At 62.3% G+C, this 24,697-nt stretch carries 24 protein-coding genes; 9 read left to right on the top strand and 15 right to left on the bottom strand.

The features are described 5' to 3' along the window. Positions 1-7 precede the first annotated feature (7 nt). Entirely contained in the window at positions 8-1,624 is a 1,617-nt protein-coding gene (locus tag AWB82_RS09585; protein ID WP_086966888.1) for a T6SS phospholipase effector Tle1-like catalytic domain-containing protein, read from the top strand. A 170-nt stretch (positions 1,625-1,794) separates the two neighbouring features. Here the strand turns inward: AWB82_RS09585 and lysM are convergent, their stop codons facing one another. The 4 genes from lysM to gcl form a co-directional block, all read right to left on the bottom strand. Then, entirely contained in the window at positions 1,795-2,289 is a 495-nt protein-coding gene (gene lysM / locus AWB82_RS09580; RefSeq protein ID WP_086966887.1) for a peptidoglycan-binding protein LysM, read from the bottom strand. 304 nt (positions 2,290-2,593) lie between these two features. After that, positions 2,594-3,502: a 2-hydroxy-3-oxopropionate reductase gene (locus AWB82_RS09575; RefSeq protein WP_086966886.1), complete on the bottom strand. Its 909-nt coding sequence runs from the start codon at positions 3,500-3,502 to the stop codon at positions 2,594-2,596. A gap of 27 nt (positions 3,503-3,529) precedes the next feature. Beyond that, entirely contained in the window at positions 3,530-4,330 is an 801-nt protein-coding gene (hyi, locus tag AWB82_RS09570) for a hydroxypyruvate isomerase (RefSeq protein WP_086966929.1), read from the bottom strand. A gap of 70 nt (positions 4,331-4,400) precedes the next feature. Then, complete coding sequence (gcl, locus tag AWB82_RS09565) at positions 4,401-6,176, bottom strand: glyoxylate carboligase (RefSeq protein ID WP_086966885.1); 1,776 nt, start codon at positions 6,174-6,176, stop codon at positions 4,401-4,403. 168 nt (positions 6,177-6,344) lie between these two features. On the opposite strand from gcl, the gene AWB82_RS09560 reads away from it, so the two are divergent. From AWB82_RS09560 to AWB82_RS09525, 8 genes are all read left to right on the top strand, one after another. Further along, positions 6,345-7,298 carry a LysR family transcriptional regulator gene (locus AWB82_RS09560; protein ID WP_086966884.1) on the top strand — a complete coding sequence of 318 codons (954 nt, stop codon included), beginning with the start codon at positions 6,345-6,347 and terminating at the stop codon, positions 7,296-7,298. A gap of 121 nt (positions 7,299-7,419) precedes the next feature. Next, positions 7,420-7,791, top strand: a complete 372-nt coding sequence (rpsF, locus tag AWB82_RS09555; RefSeq protein ID WP_086966883.1) for a 30S ribosomal protein S6 — start codon at positions 7,420-7,422, stop codon at positions 7,789-7,791. 44 nt (positions 7,792-7,835) lie between these two features. Further along, the gene (gene priB, locus AWB82_RS09550; RefSeq protein WP_007000151.1) at positions 7,836-8,135 is read left to right on the top strand and encodes a primosomal replication protein N; all 300 of its coding nucleotides are present in this window, start codon (positions 7,836-7,838) and stop codon (positions 8,133-8,135) included. A gap of 2 nt (positions 8,136-8,137) precedes the next feature. Next, complete coding sequence (gene rpsR / locus AWB82_RS09545; protein WP_086966882.1) at positions 8,138-8,413, top strand: 30S ribosomal protein S18; 276 nt, start codon at positions 8,138-8,140, stop codon at positions 8,411-8,413. 28 nt (positions 8,414-8,441) lie between these two features. Beyond that, positions 8,442-8,897: a 50S ribosomal protein L9 gene (rplI, locus tag AWB82_RS09540; RefSeq protein WP_086966881.1), complete on the top strand. Its 456-nt coding sequence runs from the start codon at positions 8,442-8,444 to the stop codon at positions 8,895-8,897. 123 nt (positions 8,898-9,020) lie between these two features. After that, positions 9,021-10,409, top strand: a complete 1,389-nt coding sequence (locus tag AWB82_RS09535) for a replicative DNA helicase (RefSeq protein ID WP_086966880.1) — start codon at positions 9,021-9,023, stop codon at positions 10,407-10,409. A 123-nt stretch (positions 10,410-10,532) separates the two neighbouring features. Continuing rightward, positions 10,533-11,159, top strand: coding sequence for a DUF47 domain-containing protein (locus tag AWB82_RS09530; RefSeq protein WP_086966879.1), 627 nt, complete (start codon positions 10,533-10,535; stop codon positions 11,157-11,159). A 112-nt stretch (positions 11,160-11,271) separates the two neighbouring features. Further along, complete coding sequence (locus AWB82_RS09525) at positions 11,272-12,282, top strand: inorganic phosphate transporter (protein WP_086966878.1); 1,011 nt, start codon at positions 11,272-11,274, stop codon at positions 12,280-12,282. Between the two features lie 39 nt (positions 12,283-12,321). Here AWB82_RS09525 and AWB82_RS09520 read toward each other — a convergent pair whose 3' ends face one another. The 11 genes from AWB82_RS09520 to AWB82_RS09470 all read right to left on the bottom strand — a co-directional run bounded on the left by AWB82_RS09520 (position 12,322) and on the right by AWB82_RS09470 (position 24,502). Further along, on the bottom strand, positions 12,322-13,128 hold the full coding sequence (locus tag AWB82_RS09520) for an SDR family oxidoreductase (RefSeq protein ID WP_086966928.1): 807 nt from the start codon (positions 13,126-13,128) through the stop codon (positions 12,322-12,324). A gap of 58 nt (positions 13,129-13,186) precedes the next feature. After that, positions 13,187-14,158, bottom strand: a complete 972-nt coding sequence (locus AWB82_RS09515) for a C40 family peptidase (protein WP_086966877.1) — start codon at positions 14,156-14,158, stop codon at positions 13,187-13,189. Positions 14,159-14,352: 194 nt separating this feature from the next. After that, positions 14,353-16,209, bottom strand: coding sequence for a PhoH family protein (locus AWB82_RS09510; protein ID WP_086966876.1), 1,857 nt, complete (start codon positions 16,207-16,209; stop codon positions 14,353-14,355). A gap of 396 nt (positions 16,210-16,605) precedes the next feature. Next, a complete protein-coding gene (locus tag AWB82_RS09505) occupies positions 16,606-17,067 on the bottom strand; it encodes a peroxiredoxin (protein ID WP_086966875.1) in 462 nt (153 codons plus the stop codon). 71 nt (positions 17,068-17,138) lie between these two features. Next, positions 17,139-18,035: a polysaccharide deacetylase family protein gene (locus AWB82_RS09500; RefSeq protein ID WP_086966874.1), complete on the bottom strand. Its 897-nt coding sequence runs from the start codon at positions 18,033-18,035 to the stop codon at positions 17,139-17,141. Positions 18,036-18,044: 9 nt separating this feature from the next. After that, positions 18,045-19,091 carry a bifunctional UDP-4-keto-pentose/UDP-xylose synthase gene (locus AWB82_RS09495; protein ID WP_086966873.1) on the bottom strand — a complete coding sequence of 349 codons (1,047 nt, stop codon included), beginning with the start codon at positions 19,089-19,091 and terminating at the stop codon, positions 18,045-18,047. Then, the gene (locus AWB82_RS09490) at positions 19,088-20,074 is read right to left on the bottom strand and encodes a formyltransferase (RefSeq protein ID WP_086966872.1); all 987 of its coding nucleotides are present in this window, start codon (positions 20,072-20,074) and stop codon (positions 19,088-19,090) included. The genes AWB82_RS09495 and AWB82_RS09490 overlap by 4 nt, the downstream gene beginning before the upstream one ends. Beyond that, complete coding sequence (locus AWB82_RS09485; RefSeq protein WP_086966871.1) at positions 20,071-21,108, bottom strand: glycosyltransferase; 1,038 nt, start codon at positions 21,106-21,108, stop codon at positions 20,071-20,073. Before AWB82_RS09485 ends, AWB82_RS09490 begins: the two co-directional genes overlap by 4 nt. A 29-nt stretch (positions 21,109-21,137) precedes the next feature. Further along, positions 21,138-22,295: a DegT/DnrJ/EryC1/StrS family aminotransferase gene (locus AWB82_RS09480; protein WP_086966870.1), complete on the bottom strand. Its 1,158-nt coding sequence runs from the start codon at positions 22,293-22,295 to the stop codon at positions 21,138-21,140. A 64-nt stretch (positions 22,296-22,359) separates the two neighbouring features. Next, complete coding sequence (locus AWB82_RS09475; RefSeq protein WP_086966869.1) at positions 22,360-22,731, bottom strand: SMR family transporter; 372 nt, start codon at positions 22,729-22,731, stop codon at positions 22,360-22,362. 97 nt (positions 22,732-22,828) lie between these two features. Next, a complete protein-coding gene (locus AWB82_RS09470; RefSeq protein WP_086966927.1) occupies positions 22,829-24,502 on the bottom strand; it encodes a glycosyltransferase family 39 protein in 1,674 nt (557 codons plus the stop codon). Positions 24,503-24,697 lie beyond the last annotated feature (195 nt).

The following is a 24,697-nucleotide window of genomic DNA, read 5'->3' as shown; positions in this document are numbered from 1 at the left end:
CATTCGTATGACTGTCAGACAAGCCGGTGCGCCGATCACCGATGAGGGCCTTAGACACGCAGCATTTCAGGGCGGAGAGAAAATCGCACAGGATCGGTTTTCCCCGTTGAATAAAGCAGGGCCACTGCGACTCGACGATGCAAAGTGCCGTGTCTATCCGAAGCTTTCATTTTTTTTCGATGGTACAGGAAACAACCTCGAAATAGATGATCCCCTAGGCCGACTCTCGAATGTTGCCAAGTTGTTCAACCTTGCGAGCGAAGACCGCGCCGGACGACATGCGAGCAAACGCTATATATCTGGTGTCGGCACGCCGTTCAAGTTTCCCAAACTCATTGGGTACACGGATAAGCTAGCCGACGACAAAGGTGGAAATCTGGGGCTTGGATTGGCCGTTGGCGGCGATGTGCGTATCGAATATGCGCTGGCTGAATTCTCGCGCATCCTCAAAATCGACTGGAGTTCAGCGTCGTGGAAATGCATGCAGTACATCAGCGTTGCAATTTTTGGCTTTTCGCGCGGCGCGACTGAAGCCCGCGCATTCGTACGCAAGCTGATCGATAAGAATTGTGAGCGCACGGAAACTGGCCTGATATGGGTTGCGCCCAATGGCGAACGTGTCCCGCTGCGTATCAATTTCATGGGATTGTTCGATACGGTCGCATCTGTTGGCGGCCCTTCACGGCATCTTGGCTGGGCGAGCGAACTGGCAATTCCACCCGAAGTTGAACGTTGCGTGCACTACGTCGCTGCACATGAAGTGCGGGCAGCCTTTCCACTCGATTCTGTGAGGGTCGATCGAACCTATCCAGCGAACTGCGAGGAAGTCGTCTATCCCGGCGTGCATTCTGATGTAGGTGGCGGATACGCACCGGACGAACAAGGACGCAGCAATATGCTCGCACGTATACCGCTGCGGCACATGCTCGCTGATGCCGTGCGCGCGGGCGTGCCTCTTAAGTTACCCTCGCAGATGAAAGAGGACGTAGGGGCAGACTACGCGCTCGTCGATGACGAGCCGGTTGTACATTTATACCGGGAGTATATGGCTGCGTTGCCTGCGTCAGAGGGCGGTGACGTTGAAGCCTTGATTCAAGTGCATCGTCGCGTGCAGTTCCAATGGCGCAGCGCGCTGGAACGTCAGCCGAATGACTTTCGCGTGCTTGGTCGGTTGTACGGCAAGGTCAGTGCGGCAAAATGCGCCGCGGTCCCTGCGGCGACCGATGCCGACCATCCGAAATGCGGTGACAACCAATGGGACTATGAAGTCCCGTCCGATCCGAGTGAGCAAGCGGCGCAACTGCTTCGCGAGCAACGGCGACTTGTGCAACGCGTTGCGTTCCTTCGTCATCCGGTAGAACATCGTGCTGGCGACCGCGATTGGCCGCCGCCGGAACCGCGCAAGCGCACCGCATACGAGGGCCTGATTCTCAGCGCTTGGGATGATCGCGCGGGTTCGCCAGCCGCCGTTGACGGTTTGCTTGCCGAACATGTCCACGATTCAGTCGCGCATTTTACGTCATGGCCGTGTGCGCTTTACGATCCGCGCGGCGTCTATTGCGATAGCAAGAAGTACTATGCCAACGCGAAGGAAGTGAATGCCGATGACGTAGCAATTGCGTAGTCGTTTCCAGCTTGCGATCGGGGCGAGGCATGTCAGCGCGATTACGCGTACGTGGCGCGCCCTATCATCGTTCGCAGCGCAAACAACGCGTCAAACACAACCGCCAAACCCAATCCACAAATCAAAAACGCGAACCCAAGGGTCCGCGTTTCGAGTGCAACGAAGAACAATCAGTTCGCCGCCGGAATGCGCAGCACCTGTCCCGGATAAATCTTGTCCGGGCTTTTCAGCATCGGCTTGTTCGCTTCGAAGATGACATCGTTCTTCGAGCCATTGCCGTAATACTTCTCGGCGATCTTCCAGAGATTGTCGCCTGACGCGACGGTGTAATACTGCGACTCGGGTTCGGCATTCGGCACGGTCAGTTGATCGTCGACCTTGTCGACGTGCTGCACGTTACCCGCCGCGACGAGAATCTTTTCCTTCGTGGCCTGATCTGGCGCCTGCCCCGAAACGCTCACCGTGTGCGAAGCACCGTCATATTTCACATCGAGATTGTCCGCGTTGAGACCTTGCGAACGGATGTACGTCGCGATGGCTTCGCCCGCTTTCTGGTTCAGCGCGGCGACATCCACCGGCGCGGCAGCGGGTGCCGCCTGCGCGCTCGGCGTGGCTGCGCCGAACAGTTTTTCGCCTGCTTCCTTGATAAAACTGAGGATTCCCATTGTTCCAACTCCTTAATTAACGGTGGTAAAGGCTCGCGAAGTCTAGGCAGATTAGTCGCGATGTCCACCAGATAGTTCTGAGTTTTAACAAAAGGATTTGTAGCACCGCTCGCGCTTCGGCGGTTGGACGCAAACTGCAACAATCCGACGCGGACACCCGACGACAAACCGTCTGACCGACCAAGGCTTACCCGGCGCACCGCCGGGTGCCGCTTCTCGGACCCCACTTTGCCGCCCTCAGCCCAGAGCGGCATTTGTCCCGCGTGCCCATACGCGGGACGCCCCACGGTTCAGGTGATGCGAATCACGCAGCAGCTTTCGTCTGCTGCGGCGCTTCGGCCACCTGGAAGTTCGACATGATTTCGAGCGCACGCACGAGCGCCGAGTGATCCCACGCACGGCCGCCGTTCGCCGCGCACACGCTGAAGAGTTGCTGCGCGCTCGCGGTGTGGGGCAGGGCGAGACCCATCTTGCGCGCGCCGTCGAGCGCGAGGTTCAAGTCCTTCTGATGCAGTTCGATACGGAAGCCCGGATCGAACGTTCGCTTCGTCATGCGCTCGCCATGCACTTCGAGGATGCGCGACGATGCAAAGCCGCCCATCAGAGCTTTGCGCACGCGCTCCGGATCGGCGCCCGAGCGTGCGGCGAAGAGCAGCGCTTCGCCGACCGCCTCGATGTTCAGCGCGACGATGATCTGGTTCGCGACCTTGCACGTCTGACCCGCGCCGTTGTCGCCGATGAGCGAAATGTTCTTGCCCATCAGGTCGAACAGCGGCTTCGCGATGTTGAACGACTTTTCCGGGCCGCCGACCATGATCGTGAGCGTCGCTTCACGCGCGCCGACTTCGCCGCCGGAGACCGGTGCGTCGAGGTAGTCGCAGCCGAGCGCGTTGATCTTCTTCGCGAACTCCTGCGTCTCCAGCGGGGCGATCGAGCTCATGTCGATCACGAGCTTGCCCTTCGTAAGACCCTTCGCGATGCCGTCATCGGCGAACAGCACATTGGCGACATCGGGCGTGTCGGGCACCATCGTGATGACGATTTCGCTTTCCTGCGCGACCGCGGTCGAGTCCGCGACGACTTGCGTCTGCGCGCGAATATCGTCAGGCACTGGAAACTTGCCGTTCACGACGAGCTTGTGGCCGCCCTTGATGAGATTGCGCGCCATGTGCGCGCCCATGATGCCGAGGCCGATGAAACCGATCGTTGCCATACTTCTAGCTCCTCCTGTGTGTCTGGTTTAAGCGGTTGCGCGCTGCTTCACGCCGCCGATCGATTGAAGCCAGCCGAGGCCCGCTTCCGTGCCGTTGAGCGGCTTGTACTCGCAGCCGATCCAGCCTTGATAGCCGATCTCGTCGAGCAGCGCGAACAGGAACGGGTAGTTGATTTCGCCCGTACCCGGTTCGTTGCGGCCGGGGTTGTCGGCGAGCTGAATGTGCGCGATCTTCGGCAGGTTCTTCCCGATCGTCGCGGCGAGTTCGCCTTCCATGCGCTGCATGTGATAGATGTCGTACTGCAGGAACAGATTGTCCGAGCCGACGGCCTGGATCACATCCAGTCCTTCCTTCGAACGATTCAGCGCGAAGCCCGGAATGTCATACGCGTTGCACGGCTCGACCAGCAGTCTGATGCCTTCTTGCTTCAGTGCTTCAGCCGCGAAACGCAGGTTCTCGACGATCGTCGCGCGCGCCTGTTCCGCCGACACGCCCGCCGTCGGAATCCCCACGAGGCAGTTGAGTTGCGGCACGTTCAGCGCCTTCGCGTACTCGATCGCCCGCGGCACGCCTTCGCGGAATTCCGCGACACGATCCGGCAGACACGCGATGCCGCGCTCGCCCGCTTCCCAGTTGCCGGCGGGCAGGTTGTGCAGCACGATCTGCAGATCGTTGTCCTTCAGACGCGTCTGGATGTCGCTAATCGAGAAGGCGTAAGGGAACAGGAACTCGACCGCCTTGAAACCCGCGTTCGCGGCCGCGGCAAAGCGGTCGAGGAACGGGACTTCGTTGAACAGCATGGTCAAATTCGCGGCAAATTTCGGCATTGTTCTTTCCTGATGGTCGGTCAGCGGATGCACGCCGCGCGTTTCTTGCGGGAACGCGCGGCGGCGATACTCAGTCGAGCGGCGTGACGGCGGTCGGCGCATCCGCCTTCGTTTCGGCGAGCTGCTCGAACTCGTTGATCGCGTCGATCTCGGTGCCCATCGCGATGTTGGTCACGCGTTCGAGAATCATCTCGACGACGACCGGCACCTGATGTTCGGCGGCCAGTGCCTGCGCTTTCTTCAGCGCGGGCGCGATGTCTTCCGGCTTGTGCACGCGCAGCGCCTTGCAGCCAAGACCTTCGGCCACCGCGACGTGATCCACGCCATAGCCTTCGAGTTCAGGCGCGTTGATGTTGTCGAACGCGAGTTGCACGCAGTAGTCCATGTCGAAGCCGCGTTGCGCCTGACGGATCAGACCGAGATACGAGTTGTTCACGACCACGTGCACGTATGGCAGCTTGAATTGCGCGCCGACGGCGAGTTCTTCGATCATGAACTGGAAGTCGTAGTCGCCCGAGAGCGCGACGATCTTGCGTTGCGGATCGGCAGCACGCACGCCGAGCGCGGCAGGAATCGTCCAGCCGAGCGGGCCGGCCTGGCCGCAGTTGATCCAGTTGCGCGCCTTGAACACGTGCAGGAATTGCGCGCCCGCGATTTGCGACAGACCGATCGTCGTGACGAAGCAGGTGTCGCGGTCGAACGCGAGGTTCATTTCTTCGTAGACGCGCTGCGGCTTCATCGGCACGTTTTCGAAGTGCGTCTTGCGCAGCATGGTCCGCTTGCGCTGCTGGCAGTCCGCGACCCACGCACCGCGGTCCTTCAGCTTGCCGGCGGCCCTCCATTCCTTCGCCACTTCGACGAACAGTTCGAGCGCCGCCTTCGCATCCGACACGATGCCGAGGTCCGGTCCGAACACGCGGCCGATCTGCGTCGGCTCGATATCCACGTGCACGAACTTACGGCCCTTGGTGTAAACCTCGACGCTGCCCGTGTGACGATTCGCCCAGCGATTGCCGATGCCGAGCACGAAATCGGAGGCGAGCATCGTCGCGTTGCCGTAGCGGTGCGACGTCTGCAAGCCGACCATGCCGGCCATGAGCGGATGATCGTCGGGAATCGCGCCCCACGACATGAGCGTCGGAATGACCGGCACGCCGAGCGTTTCCGCGAACTGCACGAGCAGGTCTTCCGCTGCCGCGTTCAACACGCCGCCGCCCGACACGATCAACGGCTTGTCGGCGTCGTTGAGCATCGTCAGCGCTTTTTCGATCTGCGCGCGCGTCGCCTTCGGCTTGTAGACCGGCAGCGGTTCATAAGTGTCGATGTCGAATTCGATTTCGGCCATCTGCACGTCGATCGGCAGATCGACCAGCACCGGACCCGGACGGCCCGAGCGCATCAGATGGAAAGCCTGCTGGAACACGCGCGGCACGAGCGCCGGCTCGCGCACGGTGACGGCCCACTTGGTCACGGGTTTGGCGATCGACTCGATGTCGACGGCCTGAAAATCTTCCTTGTACAGACGCGCGCGCGGCGCCTGGCCGGTAATCGCGAGAATGGGGATCGAATCGGCCTGAGCCGAATAAAGGCCGGTGATCATGTCCGTGCCGGCCGGACCCGACGTGCCGATGCAAACGCCGATATTGCCGGGCGCCGCGCGGGTATAACCTTCGGCCATGTGCGACGCGCCTTCGACGTGACGCGCCAGCACGTGGCTGATGCCGCCCGACTTCTTCATCGCCGAATAAAACGGGTTGATGGCCGCGCCCGGCACGCCGAACGCGGTATCGATTCCTTCTCTTTCCAGCACGAGGACGGCTGCGTCGACGGCTCTCATCTTGGGCATGGTTGTCTCCTTCCTGGGGTCTCTATCCGAAATCGCTGTCTGCATTCAAGCAGGGTTCCATTGAACTTTAAGTCTCTGAAAAAGGTTTGATAAGATCAGCGGCAGTCGCTTTTTTCCAAACAAAAAGTATCGAATGCCCGAGTTGCAAGGCATTGGCGGGAGACGCGGATGGACCGCTTCAAGCAGATAGAAACCTTCGTGCGCGTGGCCGAGGCGGGCAGTCTCGCGGCGGCGGCGCTGGAGGAGGGCGTATCGCCCGTGATCCTGGGGCGGCGCATCGACGCACTCGAAAAGCGCCTCGGCGTAAAGCTGATGTATCGCTCGACGCGGCGACTCGTCGTGAGCGAAGAAGGCGCGGCGTTTCTCGACCGCTGCAAGAACCTGCTCGCGGACTGGGATCAGGCGGAAAACGAGCTGGCGGCGGGGCGGCGCGCGGTGGGCGGACATCTGATCGTGTCGGCGCCGGCCGCGTTCGGGCGCATGCACGTCGCGCCGCACGCGCCGCCGTTCGTGCGCGACAAGCCCGAATTGCAGATGTCGTTCAACCTGACCGATCGCGTCGTCGATCTAGTGCGCGAAGGCTACGATCTGTCGATTCGCATCGGCGGTGCGGTCGATCCGAATTTCGTCGCCGTGAAGCTGGCGAGCAACCGCCGCGTCGTCTGCGGCACGCCCGCTTATTTCAAGAAACACGGCCGGCCGAAAACGCTGGAAGATTTGCCAAATCACAATTGCCTCGCATTCAATCTGCAGGGCGGTCAGAACCGCGGCTGGTATTTCCGCCGCAACGGCAAGGTCGTAACCGTGCGCGTGACCGGCAATCTCGATTGCAACGATGGTGAATTGCTGCATCGCTGGGCGTCTGAGGGGCTCGGTCTCGGCTGGCGCTCCACCTGGGAAATTCAGCGGCAACTGGAATCGGGCGAGCTCGAAACCGTGCTCGACGACTTCGAGCTTCCCGACTACGACATCCTCGCGGTTTATCCGCAGCAGCGCTACGTTCCGGCGCGCGTTCGCTACTTCATTGATTATCTTAAGGAAATTTACGCGCAGCCGGGTTACTGGAGTCGTCGGCTGACGCTTCCCGGCGAACCGCAGCCCGAGCCCGCGCACGGGCGCTAACTAATTGAAAAGGCGTTCGAATTTGCATTTGCGTGAGCGCGCGCGAAAAGCTATACTCTTTGGCTTCTCACTTGCCGCACCGGTCCGACGCCCGGGTGGCTTCTATCCACAAGGAGTGAATATGCGTCATTACGAAATCGTCTTCATCGTGCATCCCGATCAGAGCGAGCAAGTGCCCGCCATGATCGAGCGCTACAAGACCACGATCACGTCGCACGGTGGTCAGATCCACCGCATCGAAGACTGGGGCCGCCGTCAACTGGCCTACATGATCGAGAAACTCGCGAAGGCTCACTACGTCTGCATGAACATCGAATGCGATCAAGCCACGCTCGAAGAGCTGGAGCACGCGTTCAAGTTCAACGACGCCGTGCTGCGTCACCTGATCGTCAAGATGAAGAAGGCCGAAACCGGCCCGTCGCCGATGATGAAGGAAGTGCAGCGCGAAGAAGCCAAGAAGGCGGCCAACCAGCCGTCCGAAGCGCAGGCTTAAGGACAGTTTCGAACTGTCAAGCCATCAGGGAACGAACACTTTAAGTGAACCGGCTGCAACTGACAGCAAGCGTCGTGGAACGCGAACCGGTGCGGTATACGCCCGCCGGCATCCCGATTGCAAGCTGCACGTTGCAACACGCGGCAGAAGTCGTCGAAGCGGGCATCGCCCGAAAAATCGAGCTGACACTGCAGGCGGTCGCGGCCGGAGAAGCGAGCGGCAGGCTGGAAAGCTGTCCGATGGGCGTCGAAACACGCTTCACCGGCTTTCTGGCAAAGAAAAGCCGTAACGCGCGAACCCTGGTGTTTCACATCACAGAATTGCAGGACATTGGAAAGGACTAATCATGCCCCGCCCGACAAACAAGAAATTCGACAAGCGTCGTCAGCAACAAAACCCGCTCTTCAAGCGCAAGAAGTTCTGCCGTTTCACGGCAGCCGGTGTCGATCAGATCGACTACAAGGACACGGAAACGCTGAAGGACTTCATCGGCGAAAACGGCAAGATCACGCCGGCTCGTCTGACCGGCACGAAGTCGCACTATCAGCGCCAGCTCGACACGGCAATCAAGCGCGCGCGTTTCCTCGCGCTTATGCCGTACACCGACCTGCACAAGGCCTAATCAGACGACGCAACAAGGATAGCCAAAAATGCAAATCATTCTTTTGGAAAAAGTCGTCAACCTGGGCAACCTCGGCGACATCATCAAGGTCAAGGACGGCTACGCCCGTAACTTCCTGATCCCCGGCAAGAAGGCCCGCCGTGCAACGAAGGACGCAATCGCCGAATTCGAAGTTCGCCGCGCCGACCTCGAAAAGGTTGCCGCTGAAAAGCTGGCAGCCGCGCAAGCTCAAGGCGAAAAGCTGAACGGTTTCACCGTTCAGATCGGTCAAAAGGCTGGCGTCGACGGCCGTCTGTTCGGTTCGGTCACGAACGCGGACATCGCTGACGCGCTGAAGAAGCAAGGCTTCGCGGAAGTGGAAAAGGCGCAAGTGCGTCTGCCGCAAGGGCCAATCAAGCTGGTCGGCGACCATCCGGTTCAAGTGGCGCTGCACACCGACGTGCTGGTCGACGTCACGGTGTCGGTGCTCGGCGAGCACGCGTAAGTTTCAGGCGAGGCCTCGCGCCTCGCAACGCAGGAAAGAAGGGCAGGAACCGTCGAGGTTCCTGCCTTTTTTATTTGTCTGAGCGTTGTTCTTACGCGCTGAATTCATCGATAATTCAACCCCATGAACGCACCGTCCAAAGACCCGCAACTCGACGCGCTGAAGGTCCCGCCGCATTCGATCGAAGCCGAACAATCCGTGATCGGCGGCCTGCTGCTGGACAACGCCGCATGGGACCGCATCGCCGACGTGATGCATCAGAGCGATTTCTATCGCTACGACCATCGCATCATCTACGAGCACATCGGCAAGCTGATTGCGTCGACGCGCCCGGCGGACGTCATTACCGTCCACGAAGCGCTCACGATGGCCGGCAAGGCCGAGGAAGTGGGCGGGCTCGCTTATCTGAACGCGCTGGCGCAGAACACGCCGAGTGCGGCGAATATCCGCCGCTACGCGGAGATCGTGCGCGATCGCGCGGTGCTGCGCCGTCTCGTGTCCGTCGCCGATGAAATCTCCGCCGATGCGTTCAATCCGCAAGGCAAGGAAGTCCGCCAGATTCTCGACGAAGCGGAAGCGCGCGTGTTCTCGATCGCTGAAGACGGCGCGCGCGGCACGCAGGGCTTCCTGGAAATCGGGCCGCTGCTGACGCAGGTCGTCGAGCGCATCGATACGCTTTATCACACGGCCAATCCGAGCGATGTGACCGGCACGCCGACAGGCTTCGTCGACCTCGACCGGATGACCTCGGGCATGCACGGCGGCGAGCTGATCATCGTGGCGGGGCGCCCGTCGATGGGTAAGACCGCGTTGTCGATGAACATCGGCGAATACGTGGCCGTGGAGTACGGCTTGCCCGTCGCGGTGTTCTCGATGGAAATGCCCGGCACGCAGTTGACAATGCGTATGCTCGGCTCCGTCGGCCGGCTGGATCAGCATCGCATGCGCACGGGCCGTCTCACGGACGAGGACTGGCCGAAACTCACGCACGCCGTGCAGAAAATGAGCGAGGCGCAACTTTTCATCGACGAAACCGGCGGCCTGAATCCGATGGAACTGCGCTCGCGCGCGCGGCGTTTGTCGCGGCAGTGCGGCAAGCTCGGCCTGATCATCGTCGATTACTTGCAGTTGATGTCAGGCTCGGGCGGCGGCGAGAACCGCGCAACCGAGATCTCCGAAATTTCGCGTTCGCTCAAGAGTCTCGCGAAGGAACTCGACGTGCCGGTGATCGCGTTGTCGCAGTTGAACCGTGGTCTCGAACAACGTCCGAACAAGCGGCCGATCATGTCGGACCTGCGCGAATCGGGCGCCATCGAACAGGACGCGGACGTGATCCTGTTCATTTATCGCGACGAAGTCTACAACCCCGATAGCCCCGACAAGGGCACCGCCGAAATCATCATCGGCAAGCAGCGTAACGGTCCTATCGGTCCGGTGCGCCTCACCTTCCACGGCCAGTACACGAAATTCGACAACTTCGCCGGCGCGCAGAACTTCTACGGCAGCGAATAAGCCGGTCGGCGCACTCGCTGTCAGTTGTCCGCGACAGATGCGCGCGGTGCGTCGAATAGTGCGCACAGGTACAATATGTCAGTTTGATGTCTGACTCAGATTGACCCATTTAGCGGGATTTTCATGTTCGGTCGTTTCATGCCCACCGAGGGCAAATTTTTCGAGATTTTCAACGCGCACGCGAAGTGCCTGGTCGACGCCAGCCGCGAGCTCGAACTGCTGATCGATAACCTCGACGACGCCGAGATCCACAAGCAGAACGTGCAGGCGAACGAAAAGCGCGCTGACAAGCTCACGCACGAGACTATCGACCTGCTGCACAAGACGTTCATCACGCCGCTCGACCGCGACGAGATCCACAAGCTCATCACGACGATGGACGACATCCTCGACCTGATGGAGGACGTCGCCACTGCTATTTCGCTGTACGACGTGCGTGCCGTGACGTCCGAGGCGAGCCAGCTCGCGCATATCTGCACGGGCACCGTCACGCGCGTGCAGCAGGCAGTTGCGTTGCTGGCGGACATGAAGCGCGCGAGCGAGATCCTGAAAATCTGCGAGGAAATCGACCGTCTGGAGTCGGACGCCGACCGCGTGCTGCGCTCGGCGATGTCGAAGCTCTTCCGCGAGGAAGACGACGTCAAGACGCTCATCAAGCTGAAGGCGATTTACGAGCTGCTCGAAACGATCACCGACAAGTGCGAAGACGTCGCGAACATCATCGAAGGCATCGTGCTGGAAAACGCCTGACCAAGCCGTCCGAGCCCCCGGCGCGCGGCAGGCCCGCGCGCGGCGGGACACGCGAAAACCGGGACGATACCCTGGCATCGCTCCTCAAGACCGGTCAAAACAACACCAACCGATGCATTCGATTCAACTCGCAATCTGGGCAGTCGCCTTCCTCGTCATAGTCGCGTTCGCGTTCGACTTCATGAACGGTTTTCACGACGCCGCTAATTCCATCGCGACGGTCGTCTCGACCGGCGTGCTGAAGCCGCAGCAGGCGGTCGCATTCGCCGCGGCGTTCAACGTCATCGCGTATTTCATCTTTCACCTGAAGGTCGCCGCCACCGTCGGCAAAGGGACGATCGATCCCGAAATCGTCGATCAATACGTCATTTTCGGTGCGCTCGTCGGCGCGATCGGCTGGAATATCGTCACGTGGATCTACGGCATTCCATCTAGCTCGTCGCACGCGCTGATCGGCGGTCTCGTCGGTGCCGCGCTTGCCAAGTCGGGCTGGAGTTCGCTCAACGTGGACGGGCTGCTGAAGACCGTCTCGTTCATCTTCATCTCGCCGCTGCTCGGCTTCGTGCTCGGCTCGTTCTTCATGCTGCTCGTGTCGTGGCTGTATTTCCGTACGCCGCCTTCGAAGGTCGACCGGCGCTTTCGCCGCTTGCAGCTCGTATCGGCGGGCCTGTATTCGCTCGGTCACGGCGGCAACGATGCGCAGAAGACCATCGGTATCATCTGGATGTTGCTGATCGCGACCGGCTACGCCTCGGCGAGCGCCGACGCGCCGCCCGTATGGGTGATCGGCCTGTGCTATCTGTCGATGGGTCTCGGCACGCTCTTCGGAGGCTGGCGCATCGTGCGCACGATGGGTCAAAAGATCACGAAGCTGAAGCCGGTCGGCGGGTTCTGCGCGGAGACGGGCGGGGCGATCACGCTTTTCGTCGCGTCCTTCCTCGGCATTCCCGTTTCGACGACACATACGATCACCGGCGCGATCGTCGGCGTCGGCGCGACGCAGAAGTTCAGCGCGGTGCGCTGGGGCGTCGCGGGCAACATCGTGTGGGCGTGGATTCTGACCATTCCCGCATCCGCCGCGCTCGCGGCAGCGGGCTGGTGGGTCGGCCACCGCTTCCTTTGATTTCATCCGCCTGCGGGCGCCTTCCGGGCCCGCAGCGCATCAAATGATCGGCGACGAGACTCCGTCCATCGGAATGATCGCGCCCGACACGTAGCTCGCGCGGCGGCTCGCCAAAAAGAGCGCCACGTCGGCGATTTCCTCCGGTTTCGCGTAGCGTCCGAGCGGCACTTTAGCCTGACTGTCGGCGAGCACCTGGTCGCGCGTCACGCCTTGGCGCTTCGCTTCCAGATCGAGCGCTTCCTCGACGCGTTCGGTAAGCGTCGCGCCCGGGTTGATCGCGTTGATGCGAATGCCGAGCTTCGCGTAGTAATGCGCGAGTCCGACGGTGTTGAGCATGAGCGCGGCGTTGGCCGCGCCGCCCGCAATGTGGATGTCCGTCGCGATTTTTCCGCCCATTCCCACGATATTGACGATCGCGCCGGGCTCGGCGGCCGGATTGTTGCGCAGGCGCTCGGCCATGCGTTTCAGCACGACTTGCTGTGGATAGACGTAGGAGAAGTATTTGGCGTCCATCGCCGCTCTGTAGGCTGCGGCGTCGAGCATGTCCGGATCGTAGCGGCGCGCGGCGCCGGCGCTATTGATAAGGATGTCGATGGGTCCGAGCGCGGCGCTCGCTTCCTCGACGACATCCTCGGCGCTGTGCGCTTCATGCAGATCAGCGCGCGCGAGATGGACGTGATGCCCGGCGTTCGCCAGTTGCTCTCGGGCGCGGGCGAGATTCGCGGCGTCGCGCGAGACGATCGCGACCTTCGCGCCTTCGCTCGCGAACGCTTTGGCGCATGCAAATCCGATTCCTTTGCTGCCGCCCGTGATCAGGACGACCTTGCCCGCGAGTCCCAGGTCCATGGTGTTGCGCTCCATCGAAGAATGATCGAAACACGATAGCAGAGACGCGCAGCGCGCGTCAGTTCGTGCCGGTCGCGAAGCGGGCGATGGGATCGTCGTTCTGCACGGGTTGGGGCGCGGCAAGAGAGCCAGTGGAGGCGCGCATGACACGTAAGGGCGGCTCGGCGGGATCGGCGGTGGCCTGCGCGGAGCGTGCCTGCTGACGTGCGGCGTTCGATGTCGGCGGCGGCGGTTCGAAGGCGTCAGCGGCGGCCTGAATCGGATCGGACGATGCGTTGGTCGTCGCGATCCTCGGCGCCGTTGCGCCCGCGGATTGCGCCTGACGCTGCGCCGCACTTAAGGACGGAGGCGGCGGCTCGAAGGCATCCGCATTCGCCGGAGCGGTCGCGGCCTGGCGCGCGTAAGTCGGCGTCGGCGCGGGCGTCGGCGTTGGCACAACTGGCACAGGCACAGGCGACGCCATGTATGTCGGCGCATCGAACGGCGCGGGTGCGGCCTTCGGCGGCGCGACGCGGCGAATGCCGTCGAAACGCTTCGCCCAATAAGGGTTCGTCAGATAGTCGAGTCGCACGGTGCCGCCCGTCGACGGCGCGTTCACGAAGCGCAGCTTGCCGACATAGATGCCTACATGCGAATGCGCCCGCCCAGTCGTATTGAAGAAGATCAGGTCGCCCGGCGCAATCTGCTCCGGTTCGACCGATTCGCCGCGCGAACTCATATCGGCTGTCGTGCGCGGCAAATTGACCGACGCCGCGCGGTCGACGACATACCGCACGAGTCCGCTGCAATCGAAGCCCGCATCGGGCGTGTTGCCGCCCCAGCGGTAAGGCACGCCGACGAGCGACATCGCCTGAATGGAGATTTCCTCGCGCCCGATACTGTGATCGACGAAATTCGGAAAGCCGGGCGGCGCACTGAAAGTACGATTGGCGCTCGTGCTGGCGGCCGGCCTGCGTGCCGCCTGCTGCGGCGCGGTTCCACACGCGGCGAGCAGTACGGTCACGAGAAGCGGCAGCCAGATTCGACGCATTGCGATAGGCGAGCGAAACTCGCCAGGAAGGGCAGTGTGCCGATACTAGCCGCCGCACGCTCGTGCGGCAAGATGTCTTGAGAATTTACATGAAGTTCGTGCCGTAAGTGTTGCGGGCGTGGAACGTAATGACAAAAAGAAACGGCCCGGCGGATCGCTCCGCCGGGCCGTTTATCGCGATGAACGCCGTGCGCTTACAGGATTTCGGAAGCGTAGTCGGCGAGGCGCGAGCGCTCACCGCGCGCGAGCGTCACGTGACCGCTGTGCGTCCAGCCCTTGAAGCGATCGACGACATACGTGAGACCCGAACTGCCTTCGGTGAGGTAAGGCGTGTCGATCTGCGCGATATTGCCGAGGCACACGATCTTCGTGCCGGGGCCGGCGCGCGTGACGAGCGTTTTCATCTGCTTCGGCGTCAGATTCTGCGCCTCGTCGATGATCACGTACTTGTCGACGAACGTGCGTCCGCGCATGAAGTTCATGCTCTTCACCTTCAGGCGCGAACGGATGAGCTCCTGCGTCGCGGCGCGGCCCCATTCTCCAGCGGCGTCGTCGGTCTTCTGCAGGACTTCGAGGTTGTCGTCGAATGCGCCCATCCACGGCTGCATCTTCTCTTCCTCGGTGCCGGGCAGAAAGCCGATGTCCTCGCCGACCGGAACCGTCGCGCGCGTCACGATGATCTCGTTGTAGCGCTTGTCGTCGAGTACTTGCGCGAGACCGGCGGCGAGCGCCATCAGTGTCTTGCCGGTGCCGGCCTGACCCAGCAGCGTGACGAAATCGACTTCCGGGTTCATCAGCAGATTGAGTGCGAAGTTCTGCTCGCGGTTGCGCGCGGTGATGCCCCACACATTGTTCTTGTGATGACCGTAGTCGCGCAGCGTCTGCAGAAGCGCCGTCTTGCCGTTCAGCTCGCGCACGACCGCATGGAACGACGGCTCGCCATTCTGCGGTTCGAGATAGACGAACTCGTTGACGAGCATCGACGGACACAGCGGCCCGGTCACGCGGTAATACGTCGTGCCGGTCTTGGTGTCCTGCCAGCTTTCCATGCCCTTCGCGTGCTTGGTCCAGAAATCCTGCGGCAGCGCGCGCACGCCGGAGTAGAGCAGGTCCTTGTCTTCGAGAACCTGATCGTTGAAGTAGTCCTCTGCGGGCAGGCCGAGCGCATGCGCCTTGATGCGCATGTTGATGTCTTTCGACACCAGCACGACCTGGCGATCCGGGCGCTCCTTCTGCAACGCGCGCACGACGCCGAGAATCTGGTTGTCCGCCTTGCCGACGGGCAAGCCTTCGACCGGCTCGATGTCCGTGAGCGTCGTCTGGAAATAGAGGCGACCGAGCGCGTCGCGATTGCCTTGCGCGGCGAGCGGAATGCCTTCCGTCATGTTGCCGGCGTTCGCGACGAGCGCATCGAGCGTGCGGCTCACCTGACGCGCGTTGCGCGCCACTTCCGACATGCCCTTCTTGTGGTTGTCGAGTTCTTCCAACGTCATCATCGGCAGATAGACGTCGTGTTCCTCGAAGCGAAAGAGCGAGCTCGGATCGTGCATCAGCACGTTGGTGTCGAGCACGAAGAGCTTGCGCAGTTCGGTTTCGGCGGCCGCGCTCTTGCGACGTTTGTTCGGCGCGCGCGCGTCTCGCGCGGCGGGCGGCGCCGATGCCTCGGGCGCGACTGGCGTTTCGGCTCGCGCGGTGCGGGCTTCGACTGCTTCCGGCGTGGCGCGGACGCCCGGCGCCGGCTGCAGGAGCGCTGCGGTCTGTTTGGTTTTTCGGCCGCGCGTAGGCACAGTGCCCGGTGCGGGCGGCGGCACGGCCGCATCGACATGCGGCTCGGCCGGAATCTGGGTCAGCACCTCGCTCGCGATCGAGCGCAGCGTGTGCGCGGCGTTCGTGGCGGGACGCTCGGCGGCGACAGTCTCGACCGCGCCATAGGCGTCGTCGTCGCTCGCCGCGGCTTGTTTTTTCGACTGCTTCGAAGGCCGGGCTTTGGCCTTGTATTCTTCAGCCGGAAGGAGATGGCCGAGCTTGGCCGGGGCAGTAGGCAAAGGCATGGTGTTCCCTCGAAAGGAATCGGGTCTGTATCGTGCGCCGCCTGTCGCATCCTGCTCGTATGCCCTCGAAGCAATACGATCCCGCAGTTTGCGCCCGGAGGCGCGCTTCGTTGTCGAAATCGCCGGTTCGCCTAGGTTTCGATCTGCTCCTTGGAGGTTGCGTGCGACACGTCGCGCGCGAGCCGATGAATCGTGGTTTCTGTGCGACGCCAAATAAAAAAGCCGCCGTTCCGACTACCGGAACCAGCGGCTGACTACAGCTTCAGAGCGCCTTTCCCTTGCCGGCTCCGCATAGCCCGGGTCCATGCCTACCGTACCGACAGGCACACGGCGGCTCGCGCTGGAACAAAGGGAATGGGGAGGGCAGGCGCTCATTGCGAACCAATATAACGTGCCTCAAATCGCTTGTACAGCCTCGACGATCGCCTCTACGTGGCCTGGCACCTTGACGCCGCGAAACTCGCGCCGGAGCACGCCTTTCGCGTCGATGAGGAAGGTCGAGCGCTCCACGCCACGCACTTCCTTGCCATACATTTTCTTCATTTTGATGACATCGAAGATCGAGCAGATGGCTTCGTCGCCGTCCGAAACGAGCGTGTACGGCAGCTCCAGTTTCGCCTTGAAGTTGTCGTGCGATTTCACGCTGTCGCGCGAGATGCCGATCACTTCCGCGCCGGCCGCCCTGAACTGATCGTAGTGGTCGCGGAATTGCAGGCTCTCGGTCGTGCAGCCGGGCGTGTTGTCCTTCGGATAGAAGAAGAGCACGACTTTCGTGCCGCGCAGGCTCGAAAGCGTGAACTCGCCACCCGTCGCGGGTGCGGTGAAGTCGGGAACGGGCTGATCGACTGCGACTGACACGTAGGTTTCTCCGGTTGTTCTGGTTTGTTGTTGAGAAAAGCGAGGCGAACAGGAAGCGGCCACGCGCCGCTTCAGCCCGGCTGGATGATCAGCTCGCCCGCGCGGCCGGCAATCTCGCCCCACGTCACAGGGTACGTGGGCAGCGACGAGCGGTCCAGCACCGCATGGTAATCGCCCATCGTGGCGAAGCTGTGTCCCTGCGCGCGCCAGCCGGCGAGCAGTTGCTCGAATACAGGCGCGAGCTTCTGGCCTTCGAGCTCGGCGTGCAGCGTGAACACCTGATCGTGCGGATTGTTCGCCGTATGACGCAGCATGTGCGCCGCGACATTGCTCTCGTCGACGCCATCGACACCGAGCACTTCGTCGAGCGTCGGCAGCGTGGTGGGCATCTGGATGTGGTTCAGCGTGCGGCCCTCCAGCACGGGAATGTACGGCGTGTGGCCGCGCCCGTCGGACGCGTAACGCATGCCCCACGCGTCGATCTGCTCGAATGCGTAACCGTTCATCTGCCAGCCGGCCGCGCCATGCGTGACGGGCGGCCCGCCGAAGATCTCGATAAAGCGCGCGTGGCTCTGCTGCATCTGCGCGACGGTCCAGTCGCGATCACGCCCGCGCACGTTGTCCTGCCAGTAGACGTGATCCCACGTATGGATGCCGCACTCGAAGCCGGCCTCGTGGATCGCGCGCATCTCCGATACGGCTTCGCGGCCAATGTCCGGCCCCGGCAGCAGCACGCCGTACATGAGCGTCTTCAAGCCGTAGTGCTCGACCACCGACGTGCGCGACACTTTCTTGAGAAAGCCGGGCCGGAAGACACGCCGCAGCGCCCAGCCGGTGTGATCCGGGCCGAGGCTGAAGAGGAACGTCGCGCGAGCGCTGTACTTGTCCAGCAGGCGGCCGAGATTGGGGACGCCTTCGCGCGTGCCGCGCAGCGTATCGACGTCGATTTTCAGAACGATGCGAGCCACGCGCGCGCCTTACGCCTGTTCCACCAGCTTGCGGGCCTCGCCCACGTGGCCACGGTACGCTTCGAAGATCTTGCGCAGCGCGTCGTCCATGGTGGCGTGCGGCGCCCAGCCGAGTTCCTGCATCGTGTTGTCGATCTTCGGGACGCGGTTCTGCACGTCCTGATAGCCGTTGCCGTAGTACGCGCCCGACGACGTCTCGACCAGTTGCACGTTCTTGGCGCTGTCCGAATACTCGGGGATCTCGTTCGCGAGCGCGAGCATCATGTTCGCGAGTTCGCGCACCGAGAAGTTGTTCTTCGGGTTGCCGATGTTGTAGATCTTGCCCGACGCCACGCCGCCCTTGTTCTCGATGATCTTCATCAGCGCGCCGATGCCGTCGTCGATGTCGGTGAACGCGCGCTTCTGCGCGCCGCCGTCGACGAGGCTGATGTTCTCGCCGCGCACGATATGACCGAGGAACTGCGTCACGACGCGCGACGAACCTTCCTTCGGCGTGTAGATCGAGTCGAGGCCCGGGCCGATCCAGTTGAACGGACGGAACAAGGTGAAGTTGAGCCCTTCCATGCCGTAGCCCCAGATCACGCGGTCCATGAGCTGCTTCGAGCACGCGTAGATCCAGCGCGGCTTGTTGATCGGACCGTAGGAGAGCACGGAATTTTCCGGATCGAATTGCTCGTCGGTGCACATGCCGTACACCTCGGAGGTCGACGGAAACACCAGATGCTTGCCGTACTTCACCGCCGAACGCACGATCGGCAGATTCGCTTCGAAGTCGAGTTCGAACACGCGCAGCGGCTGCTTCACGTAAGTGGCCGGCGTCGCGATCGCGACGAGCGGGAGGATCACGTCGCACTTCTTCACGTGATACTCGACCCACTCCTTGTTGATCGTGATGTCGCCTTCGAAGAAATGCATCCGCTCGTGATTCGCGAGGTCGCCCAGGCGATCGGTTTGCATGTCCATCCCGAAGACTTCCCAGTCGGTGGTTTCGAGGATGCGCTTGGACAGGTGATGGCCGATGAAGCCATTGACACCCAGAATCAGAACTTTTTTCATGAATGACGAGAGGATTGAATGATTCGGCCGAATTCGGAAGGATCGACGGTGCGTTCTTCGCCCGACGGTTGCGCGTCGGCGTTGAGGGGCCGGTGACGCAATTCGTGGATGGCGATGACGCGGCCATCGCCGCAGACGCCAAACAGCGCATTATCCGCCACCCTTAGGCCCGGGGGCAAACCCCGCAACTCACCGAGACTTTCGGGAGAAACGCCTGGCGCGCCCGTTTCGGGTACGAGCCGCGCCCGCGCGACGATGAAACGATCCGCGCCGAGATCGGTGAACGCACCCGGATACGGCGGCGCGACCGCGCGAATCAGGTTATAGACGCGCTGCCCGGCCTGCGACCAGTCGATGCGGCCATCTTCCGGCTTGCGTCCGCCGTAATAGCTGCCCGACGCAAGATCGTTCGGCAGATGCGGCGCGTCGCCTGCGAGCAGCGCGGGCAGCACGCGCCAGAGCGTCTGCTCGGCGGCGACGACGGTCTTGTCGAAGACGAGCGCAGCGGTGTCGTCGGGGAGGATGGGCACCGGCGTTTGCGCGAGGATCGCGCCTGCGTCGGGCTTTTCCGCCATTTCATGCAGCGTCGCGCCGGCCTCGGTTTCGCCGTTGATCACGGCCCAGTTCGTGGGCACACGGCCGCGATACTTGGGCAGAAGCGAGCCATGCATGTTGTACGCGCCGCGCCGCGCGAGCGAAAGCAGCGAGACGGGCAGCATGTGGCGGTAATAGAACGAGAAGATGAAGTCCGGCGCGAGCTTTTCCACGGCGTCGTGGAGTTCGGGCGACTTCGGATCGGACGGCGTGATCGTGTCGATGCCATGCTCCGCCGCGACCTGCGCGACGCTGCCGAACCAGATGTTCTCGCTCGCGTTGTCCTCGTGCGTGACGACGAGCGCGACATCGACGCCGCGTGCGAGCAGCACCTGCAGACAGCGCACGCCGACATTGTGATAGGCGAAGACGACTGCACGCGGCTTCATCGGCCGTCTTCCTCGCGCGTGACGGCGACGACTTGCTGCACGGCGTCCTGCAACGGCCTGGCGGCGACCGGCACGCCGTCGCGCTGTTCGAGGATGGTCTGCACGAGATAGCGGGGCCGCGCGCGCACTTGCTGATAGATGCGCCCGATGTACTCGCCGAGCAGCCCGAGCGCGAAGATGATTACGCCGAGCATAAAGAACGTGATGGCGAAGAGGGTGAACACACCCTGGACTTCCGCGCCGAACATGAAACGGCGAATCAACAGCAGCAGGAACAGACCCGCCGAGCCGACCGACAGAATCACGCCGATGAACGACAGCCATTGCAGCGGCACGACCGAAAAGCCCGTAACGAGATCGAAGTTCAGGCGGATGAGGCTGTAGAGCGAATACTTCGATTCGCCCGCGAAACGCTCTTCGTGCGCGACACCGACTTCGATCGGGTTCTGCGCGAAGGTGTACGCGAGCGCGGGAATGAACGTGTTGATCTCGCCGCAGCGATTGATCGTATCGATGATATGGCGGCTGTACGCGCGCAGCATGCAGCCTTGATCTGTCATGCGAATCTTCGTGATGCGCTCGCGCAGACGGTTCATCGCGCGCGATGCCTTCTTGCGCCACAGGCTGTCCTGGCGCTGCTGGCGAATGGTGCCGACGTAGTCGTAACCTTCGCGCATCTTCGCGACGAGCTTGCCGATTTCCTCCGGCGGATTCTGCAGGTCCGCGTCGAGCGTGACGACGATCTCGCCGCGCGACTGCTCGAAGCCCGCGAGAATCGCCATGTGCTGACCGTAGTTGCCGTTGAGCAGAATGACGCGCGTGGTGTCGGGCCGCGCGTGGAACTGCTGCGCGAGCAGCGCGGGCGATTTGTCGCGGCTGCCGTCGTTGATGAAGATCACCTCGTACGACGTGCCGAGCGCATCGAGCGCCGGATAGAGGCGCTGAAAAAGGGCGGCCAGGCCGTCCTGCTCGTTGTACACCGGGATGATCACCGAAAGCTCGGGGGACGTCGCCGGAAAATCGAAATGACTCATGTTGCGCTGATTGTCCTTGATGGTCCGTGTTACCCGTTGTGTCCGAACTGCTCGCAGATCTCGTCGATCGACTCGACGACATGCGTCACGTCTTCGGCGGTCATTCCCGGAAAGAGCGGCAGCGTCACATTCGATGCGCCGTAACGCTCCGCATGCGGGAACATGCCCTCCGTGAAGCCGCGCGCGCGATACAGCGTGAACAGGTGCAGCGCAGGATAGTGCACGCCGCTTCCGATACCGCGTTCCTTCAGTTGCGCCATGAATTCCGCGCGCGAAAGCTTGAGCTTCTCAAGCGGCAGCGCGATCTGAAACATGTGCCAGTTGTGATCCGTGAAGTTCTCGACCGGCAAGCCGATGCCGAGCTTGACCGCCGCGCCGCCTTTGAAGGCATCGAAGTAAAGGCGCGCCAGTTCATGACGCTGCCTCGTGATGCTTTCGACGCGCCGCAGCGAACCGAGTCCGACGCGCGCCGCCACGTCCGTCAGGTTGTATTTGCCGCCGAGCACGTCGCAGTCCATGCCGTCGAAGCCGGTGCGCGTGATGCCCTGCAGCCGGTACTTGCGCGCGAGTTCCGCTTCGTCTTCGTTGTTCATCACGAGCGCGCCGCCTTCGATGGACGTCACGTTCTTGTTCGCGTGAAAACTGAACGACACGATGTCGCCGATCGCGCCGATGCGCTCGCCCTTCCAGGTCGAGCCGAACGCCTGCGCTGCGTCCTCGATCACGCGCAGCTTGTGGGCGCGCGCGATGTCGTAGAGCTTGTCCATGTCGAGGGGCAGGCCCGCCAGATACACAGGCATGAGCGCCTTCGTGCGCGGCGTGATCGCGCGTTCGAGCAGGTTCAGGTCGATGTTGCGCGTGACCGGATCGATATCGACGAACACCGGCGTCGCGCCGACTTCGAGGATCACGTTGGCCGTCGACACCCAGGTCATCGGCGTGGTGATGACTTCGTCGCCGGGGCCGACACCCGCGATGCGCAAGCCGATCTCCATCGTGCAGGTGCCCGAGTTGAACGCGCGCACCGGGCGGCCGCCCACGTAGGCCGACAACTCGGCTTCGAACTGCTGATTCTGCGGTCCGGTCGTGATCCAGCCCGAGCGCAGCACGTCGACGACGCCCTGAATGGTTTCTTCGTCGATTTCGGGCTTCACGAAGGGCAAAAACGGCCGCGTTGATTGAGTCATGGACTATGCGTTTAATAAAGATGAATTGATCCGGCCGCCGCTTCGGTCCGCCAAATAGCCGCGCCTAGCCGCGCGCGAGCACCACGACGCCGATCAGAATGATGCCGATGCCGATGAGCCGCTGCATCGACATCACTTCGCCGAACAGGTACCAAGCCGCGAACGCGTTGACGACGTAGCCGAGCGAGAGCATCGGGTAGGCGATCGACACATCCACGCGCGACAGCCCGACGATCCACACGACGACGCTCAGCACATAACACGCAAGCCCGCCGATGATGGGCCACTGCGTCGCGATTCTGATGCCGACCGGCAGGATATTGGCGGCCGTCATGTCGAAATGGCCCACCGCGTTCACGCCGGCTTTGAGCAGGAGCTGGGCGCATGCGTTCAACGATACGCCGATGACGATGCAAATAAAGGAAATCGGGTTCATCGTGCGTTTTTCAAATGCGGAACAAGGATACTCGGTTCATCGCGAAATGCCGAACGATCGTGCAGCGCAGCATCGCGATTGAGAGGAAAACACGCGCTCACGGCTGCGGCTTCTCCACGATCACGCGGCGCTCGTCGCGAGCGATCACCTGCATTGGCACGTGGCGTGCCACGAGTTCGTCGTAGCGCGACGGCGGCATCAGCGCGAGCGCGTAACGCTTCGAATCCCACAGCCTGACCCATTCGTCGATACTCGGCACCCATTTTTGCGGCTCGGTCTGTACGCCGAAGGTCAGTTCGTCGGCCTCTCCGACCATGATCATCGTATGGCCGAGGTAGAAGGGCATCGTGTGATCGAGCTTGGCGATCGAGTAGAACGGCGTGTCGGGCGGCAGCTTGGCCATCGCGGCCTTCACGGCCGGCACGAGCGGCACGCCCGAGCTTTGCGTGCCGAAGACGTCGTGGCCCGAGCCGGCGATCGTGCCGAGCAGCAACCAGGCCGCGCCCAGTCCGGTCGCGCCCGCCAGCACGCTACGCCGGTTCAGCCAGAGCGCGAATATCGTCACGACGAATGCGACGGCGAGGCCCGCGTACACCCAGATCTGAAACTCGCGATAGAGCGCGTTCGGCGTGTTCGCGCTGCCCGCGCGGCCGAGGAAAATCGCCCCGAACGCCGCGGCGATCAGAAATATCGCGTAGCCGATCAGATGCCTGCGGTATTGCGTCTTGGTCAGCGACGGCAAATAGAGCCCGAGCACGAGCGCGAGCGCCGGCGCGATCGGCAGCACGTACGAAATGAGCTTCGAATGCGACGCGCTGAAAAACACGAAAATGAACGCCGACCAGATCAGCAGCATCGTGACCGGCGCGAAGCCGTTGGGCTGGCGCGGTGCCTTCAGGCCGTGGCGCACGCTCTGAAAGGCGATCGACAGCCACGGCAGAAAGCCGACGATCAGCACCGGTACGAAGTAATAGAACGCGCCGGGGCGGTTCTGCTCGGGCGTCAGATAGCGCTTGAACTGCTGGACGATGAAGAAGAAGTTGAAGAATTCAGGGTTCTTCATCTGCACGAGCGCGAACCAGGGGCCGGTCACGATCAGGAATACGATCAGCCCGCTGCCGATATAGAGCCGCTTCCAGAGCGCCCAGTCGCGCGACACGAGCGAGTACAGGACGAGGACCGCGCCCGGCAGGATCAGGCCGACGAGGCCTTTCGACAGCACGGCCGCGCCCATTCCGGCCCAGCATAGCCACATCCAGAGGCGCACGTCGCGCGTCGGCAGGCCGGGGCGCTGGGCGAGCAAGAGCGCGCAGAGCGTCAATTCCATCCAGAACGACAGGCCCATGTCGAGCGTGTTGAAGTGGCCCATCAGGTTCCAGTACGGGCACGTCGCGAGGATCACCGCGGCGGCGAAGCCCGTCAGCGCGTTGAACACGCGCGTGCCGGTATAGCCGACGAGCAGCACGCCCACGAAGCCCGTGAGCGCCGTGTAGAGCCGCGCCTGCCAGTCGCCGATGCCGAACCACGCGAAGCTGAGAGCGTTCGCCCAGGTTTGCAGCGGCGGCTTCTCGAAGTACTTGTAGCCGTTGTAGCGCGGCGTGATCCAGTCGCCGGTCACGAACATCTCGCGCGCCATTTCGGCGTAACGGCCCTCGTCGCTTGGCACGAGATGACGAAATCCGAGCGGCGCGAACCAGATGATCGCGAGCGCGAGTACGAGAAGAATGAGCGAGAGACGCGTGAGCGGTAGCCGTGTAGGCGTATCGTTCATGAAGTCGACCTGTCCGATGCCGCGATGTGCGGCGCTAATGAAAACCAAATGGGCGATGAATGCGCGCTACGCGGGGATGCAACCCGGCGCAGGCCCCGACACGAATTTTCGACGCGAGTTCGCAGTTTCGGGCACACGCCGCGCACATAGTGGTTGCGATGCCTTCGCGCCGTATCCCGCGCGTACCGCAACGAC

The organism is Caballeronia glebae (assembly GCF_001545035.1).
GTDB classification, from domain to species: domain Bacteria; phylum Pseudomonadota; class Gammaproteobacteria; order Burkholderiales; family Burkholderiaceae; genus Caballeronia; species Caballeronia glebae.
The sequence above is the reverse complement of the archived record's forward strand: the minus strand, read 5'-3'. Positions and strand labels throughout refer to the sequence as shown.

Bases quoted from the DNA above. Each gene is read 5' to 3' on its own strand.
- AWB82_RS09510 (WP_086966876.1), bottom strand. From the start codon at position 16,209: ATGCCTTTGCCTACTGCCCCGGCCAAGCTCGGCCATCTCCTTCCGGCT.
- AWB82_RS09490 (WP_086966872.1), bottom strand. From the start codon at position 20,074: ATGAAGCCGCGTGCAGTCGTCTTCGCCTATCACAATGTCGGCGTGCGC.
- hyi (WP_086966929.1), bottom strand. From the start codon at position 4,330: ATGCCGAAATTTGCCGCGAATTTGACCATGCTGTTCAACGAAGTCCCG.
- AWB82_RS09525 (WP_086966878.1), top strand. From the start codon at position 11,272: ATGCATTCGATTCAACTCGCAATCTGGGCAGTCGCCTTCCTCGTCATA.
- AWB82_RS09535 (WP_086966880.1), top strand. From the start codon at position 9,021: ATGAACGCACCGTCCAAAGACCCGCAACTCGACGCGCTGAAGGTCCCG.
- rpsR (WP_086966882.1), top strand. From the start codon at position 8,138: ATGCCCCGCCCGACAAACAAGAAATTCGACAAGCGTCGTCAGCAACAA.
- AWB82_RS09520 (WP_086966928.1), bottom strand. From the start codon at position 13,128: ATGGACCTGGGACTCGCGGGCAAGGTCGTCCTGATCACGGGCGGCAGC.
- lysM (WP_086966887.1), bottom strand. From the start codon at position 2,289: ATGGGAATCCTCAGTTTTATCAAGGAAGCAGGCGAAAAACTGTTCGGC.
- AWB82_RS09560 (WP_086966884.1), top strand. From the start codon at position 6,345: ATGGACCGCTTCAAGCAGATAGAAACCTTCGTGCGCGTGGCCGAGGCG.
- gcl (WP_086966885.1), bottom strand. From the start codon at position 6,176: ATGCCCAAGATGAGAGCCGTCGACGCAGCCGTCCTCGTGCTGGAAAGA.
- AWB82_RS09575 (WP_086966886.1), bottom strand. From the start codon at position 3,502: ATGGCAACGATCGGTTTCATCGGCCTCGGCATCATGGGCGCGCACATG.
- rpsF (WP_086966883.1), top strand. From the start codon at position 7,420: ATGCGTCATTACGAAATCGTCTTCATCGTGCATCCCGATCAGAGCGAG.
- AWB82_RS09485 (WP_086966871.1), bottom strand. From the start codon at position 21,108: ATGAGTCATTTCGATTTTCCGGCGACGTCCCCCGAGCTTTCGGTGATC.
- AWB82_RS09495 (WP_086966873.1), bottom strand. From the start codon at position 19,091: ATGAAAAAAGTTCTGATTCTGGGTGTCAATGGCTTCATCGGCCATCAC.
- AWB82_RS09480 (WP_086966870.1), bottom strand. From the start codon at position 22,295: ATGACTCAATCAACGCGGCCGTTTTTGCCCTTCGTGAAGCCCGAAATC.
- rplI (WP_086966881.1), top strand. From the start codon at position 8,442: ATGCAAATCATTCTTTTGGAAAAAGTCGTCAACCTGGGCAACCTCGGC.
- AWB82_RS09470 (WP_086966927.1), bottom strand. From the start codon at position 24,502: ATGAACGATACGCCTACACGGCTACCGCTCACGCGTCTCTCGCTCATT.
- AWB82_RS09515 (WP_086966877.1), bottom strand. From the start codon at position 14,158: ATGCGTCGAATCTGGCTGCCGCTTCTCGTGACCGTACTGCTCGCCGCG.
- AWB82_RS09530 (WP_086966879.1), top strand. From the start codon at position 10,533: ATGTTCGGTCGTTTCATGCCCACCGAGGGCAAATTTTTCGAGATTTTC.
- AWB82_RS09475 (WP_086966869.1), bottom strand. From the start codon at position 22,731: ATGAACCCGATTTCCTTTATTTGCATCGTCATCGGCGTATCGTTGAAC.
- AWB82_RS09585 (WP_086966888.1), top strand. From the start codon at position 8: ATGACTGTCAGACAAGCCGGTGCGCCGATCACCGATGAGGGCCTTAGA.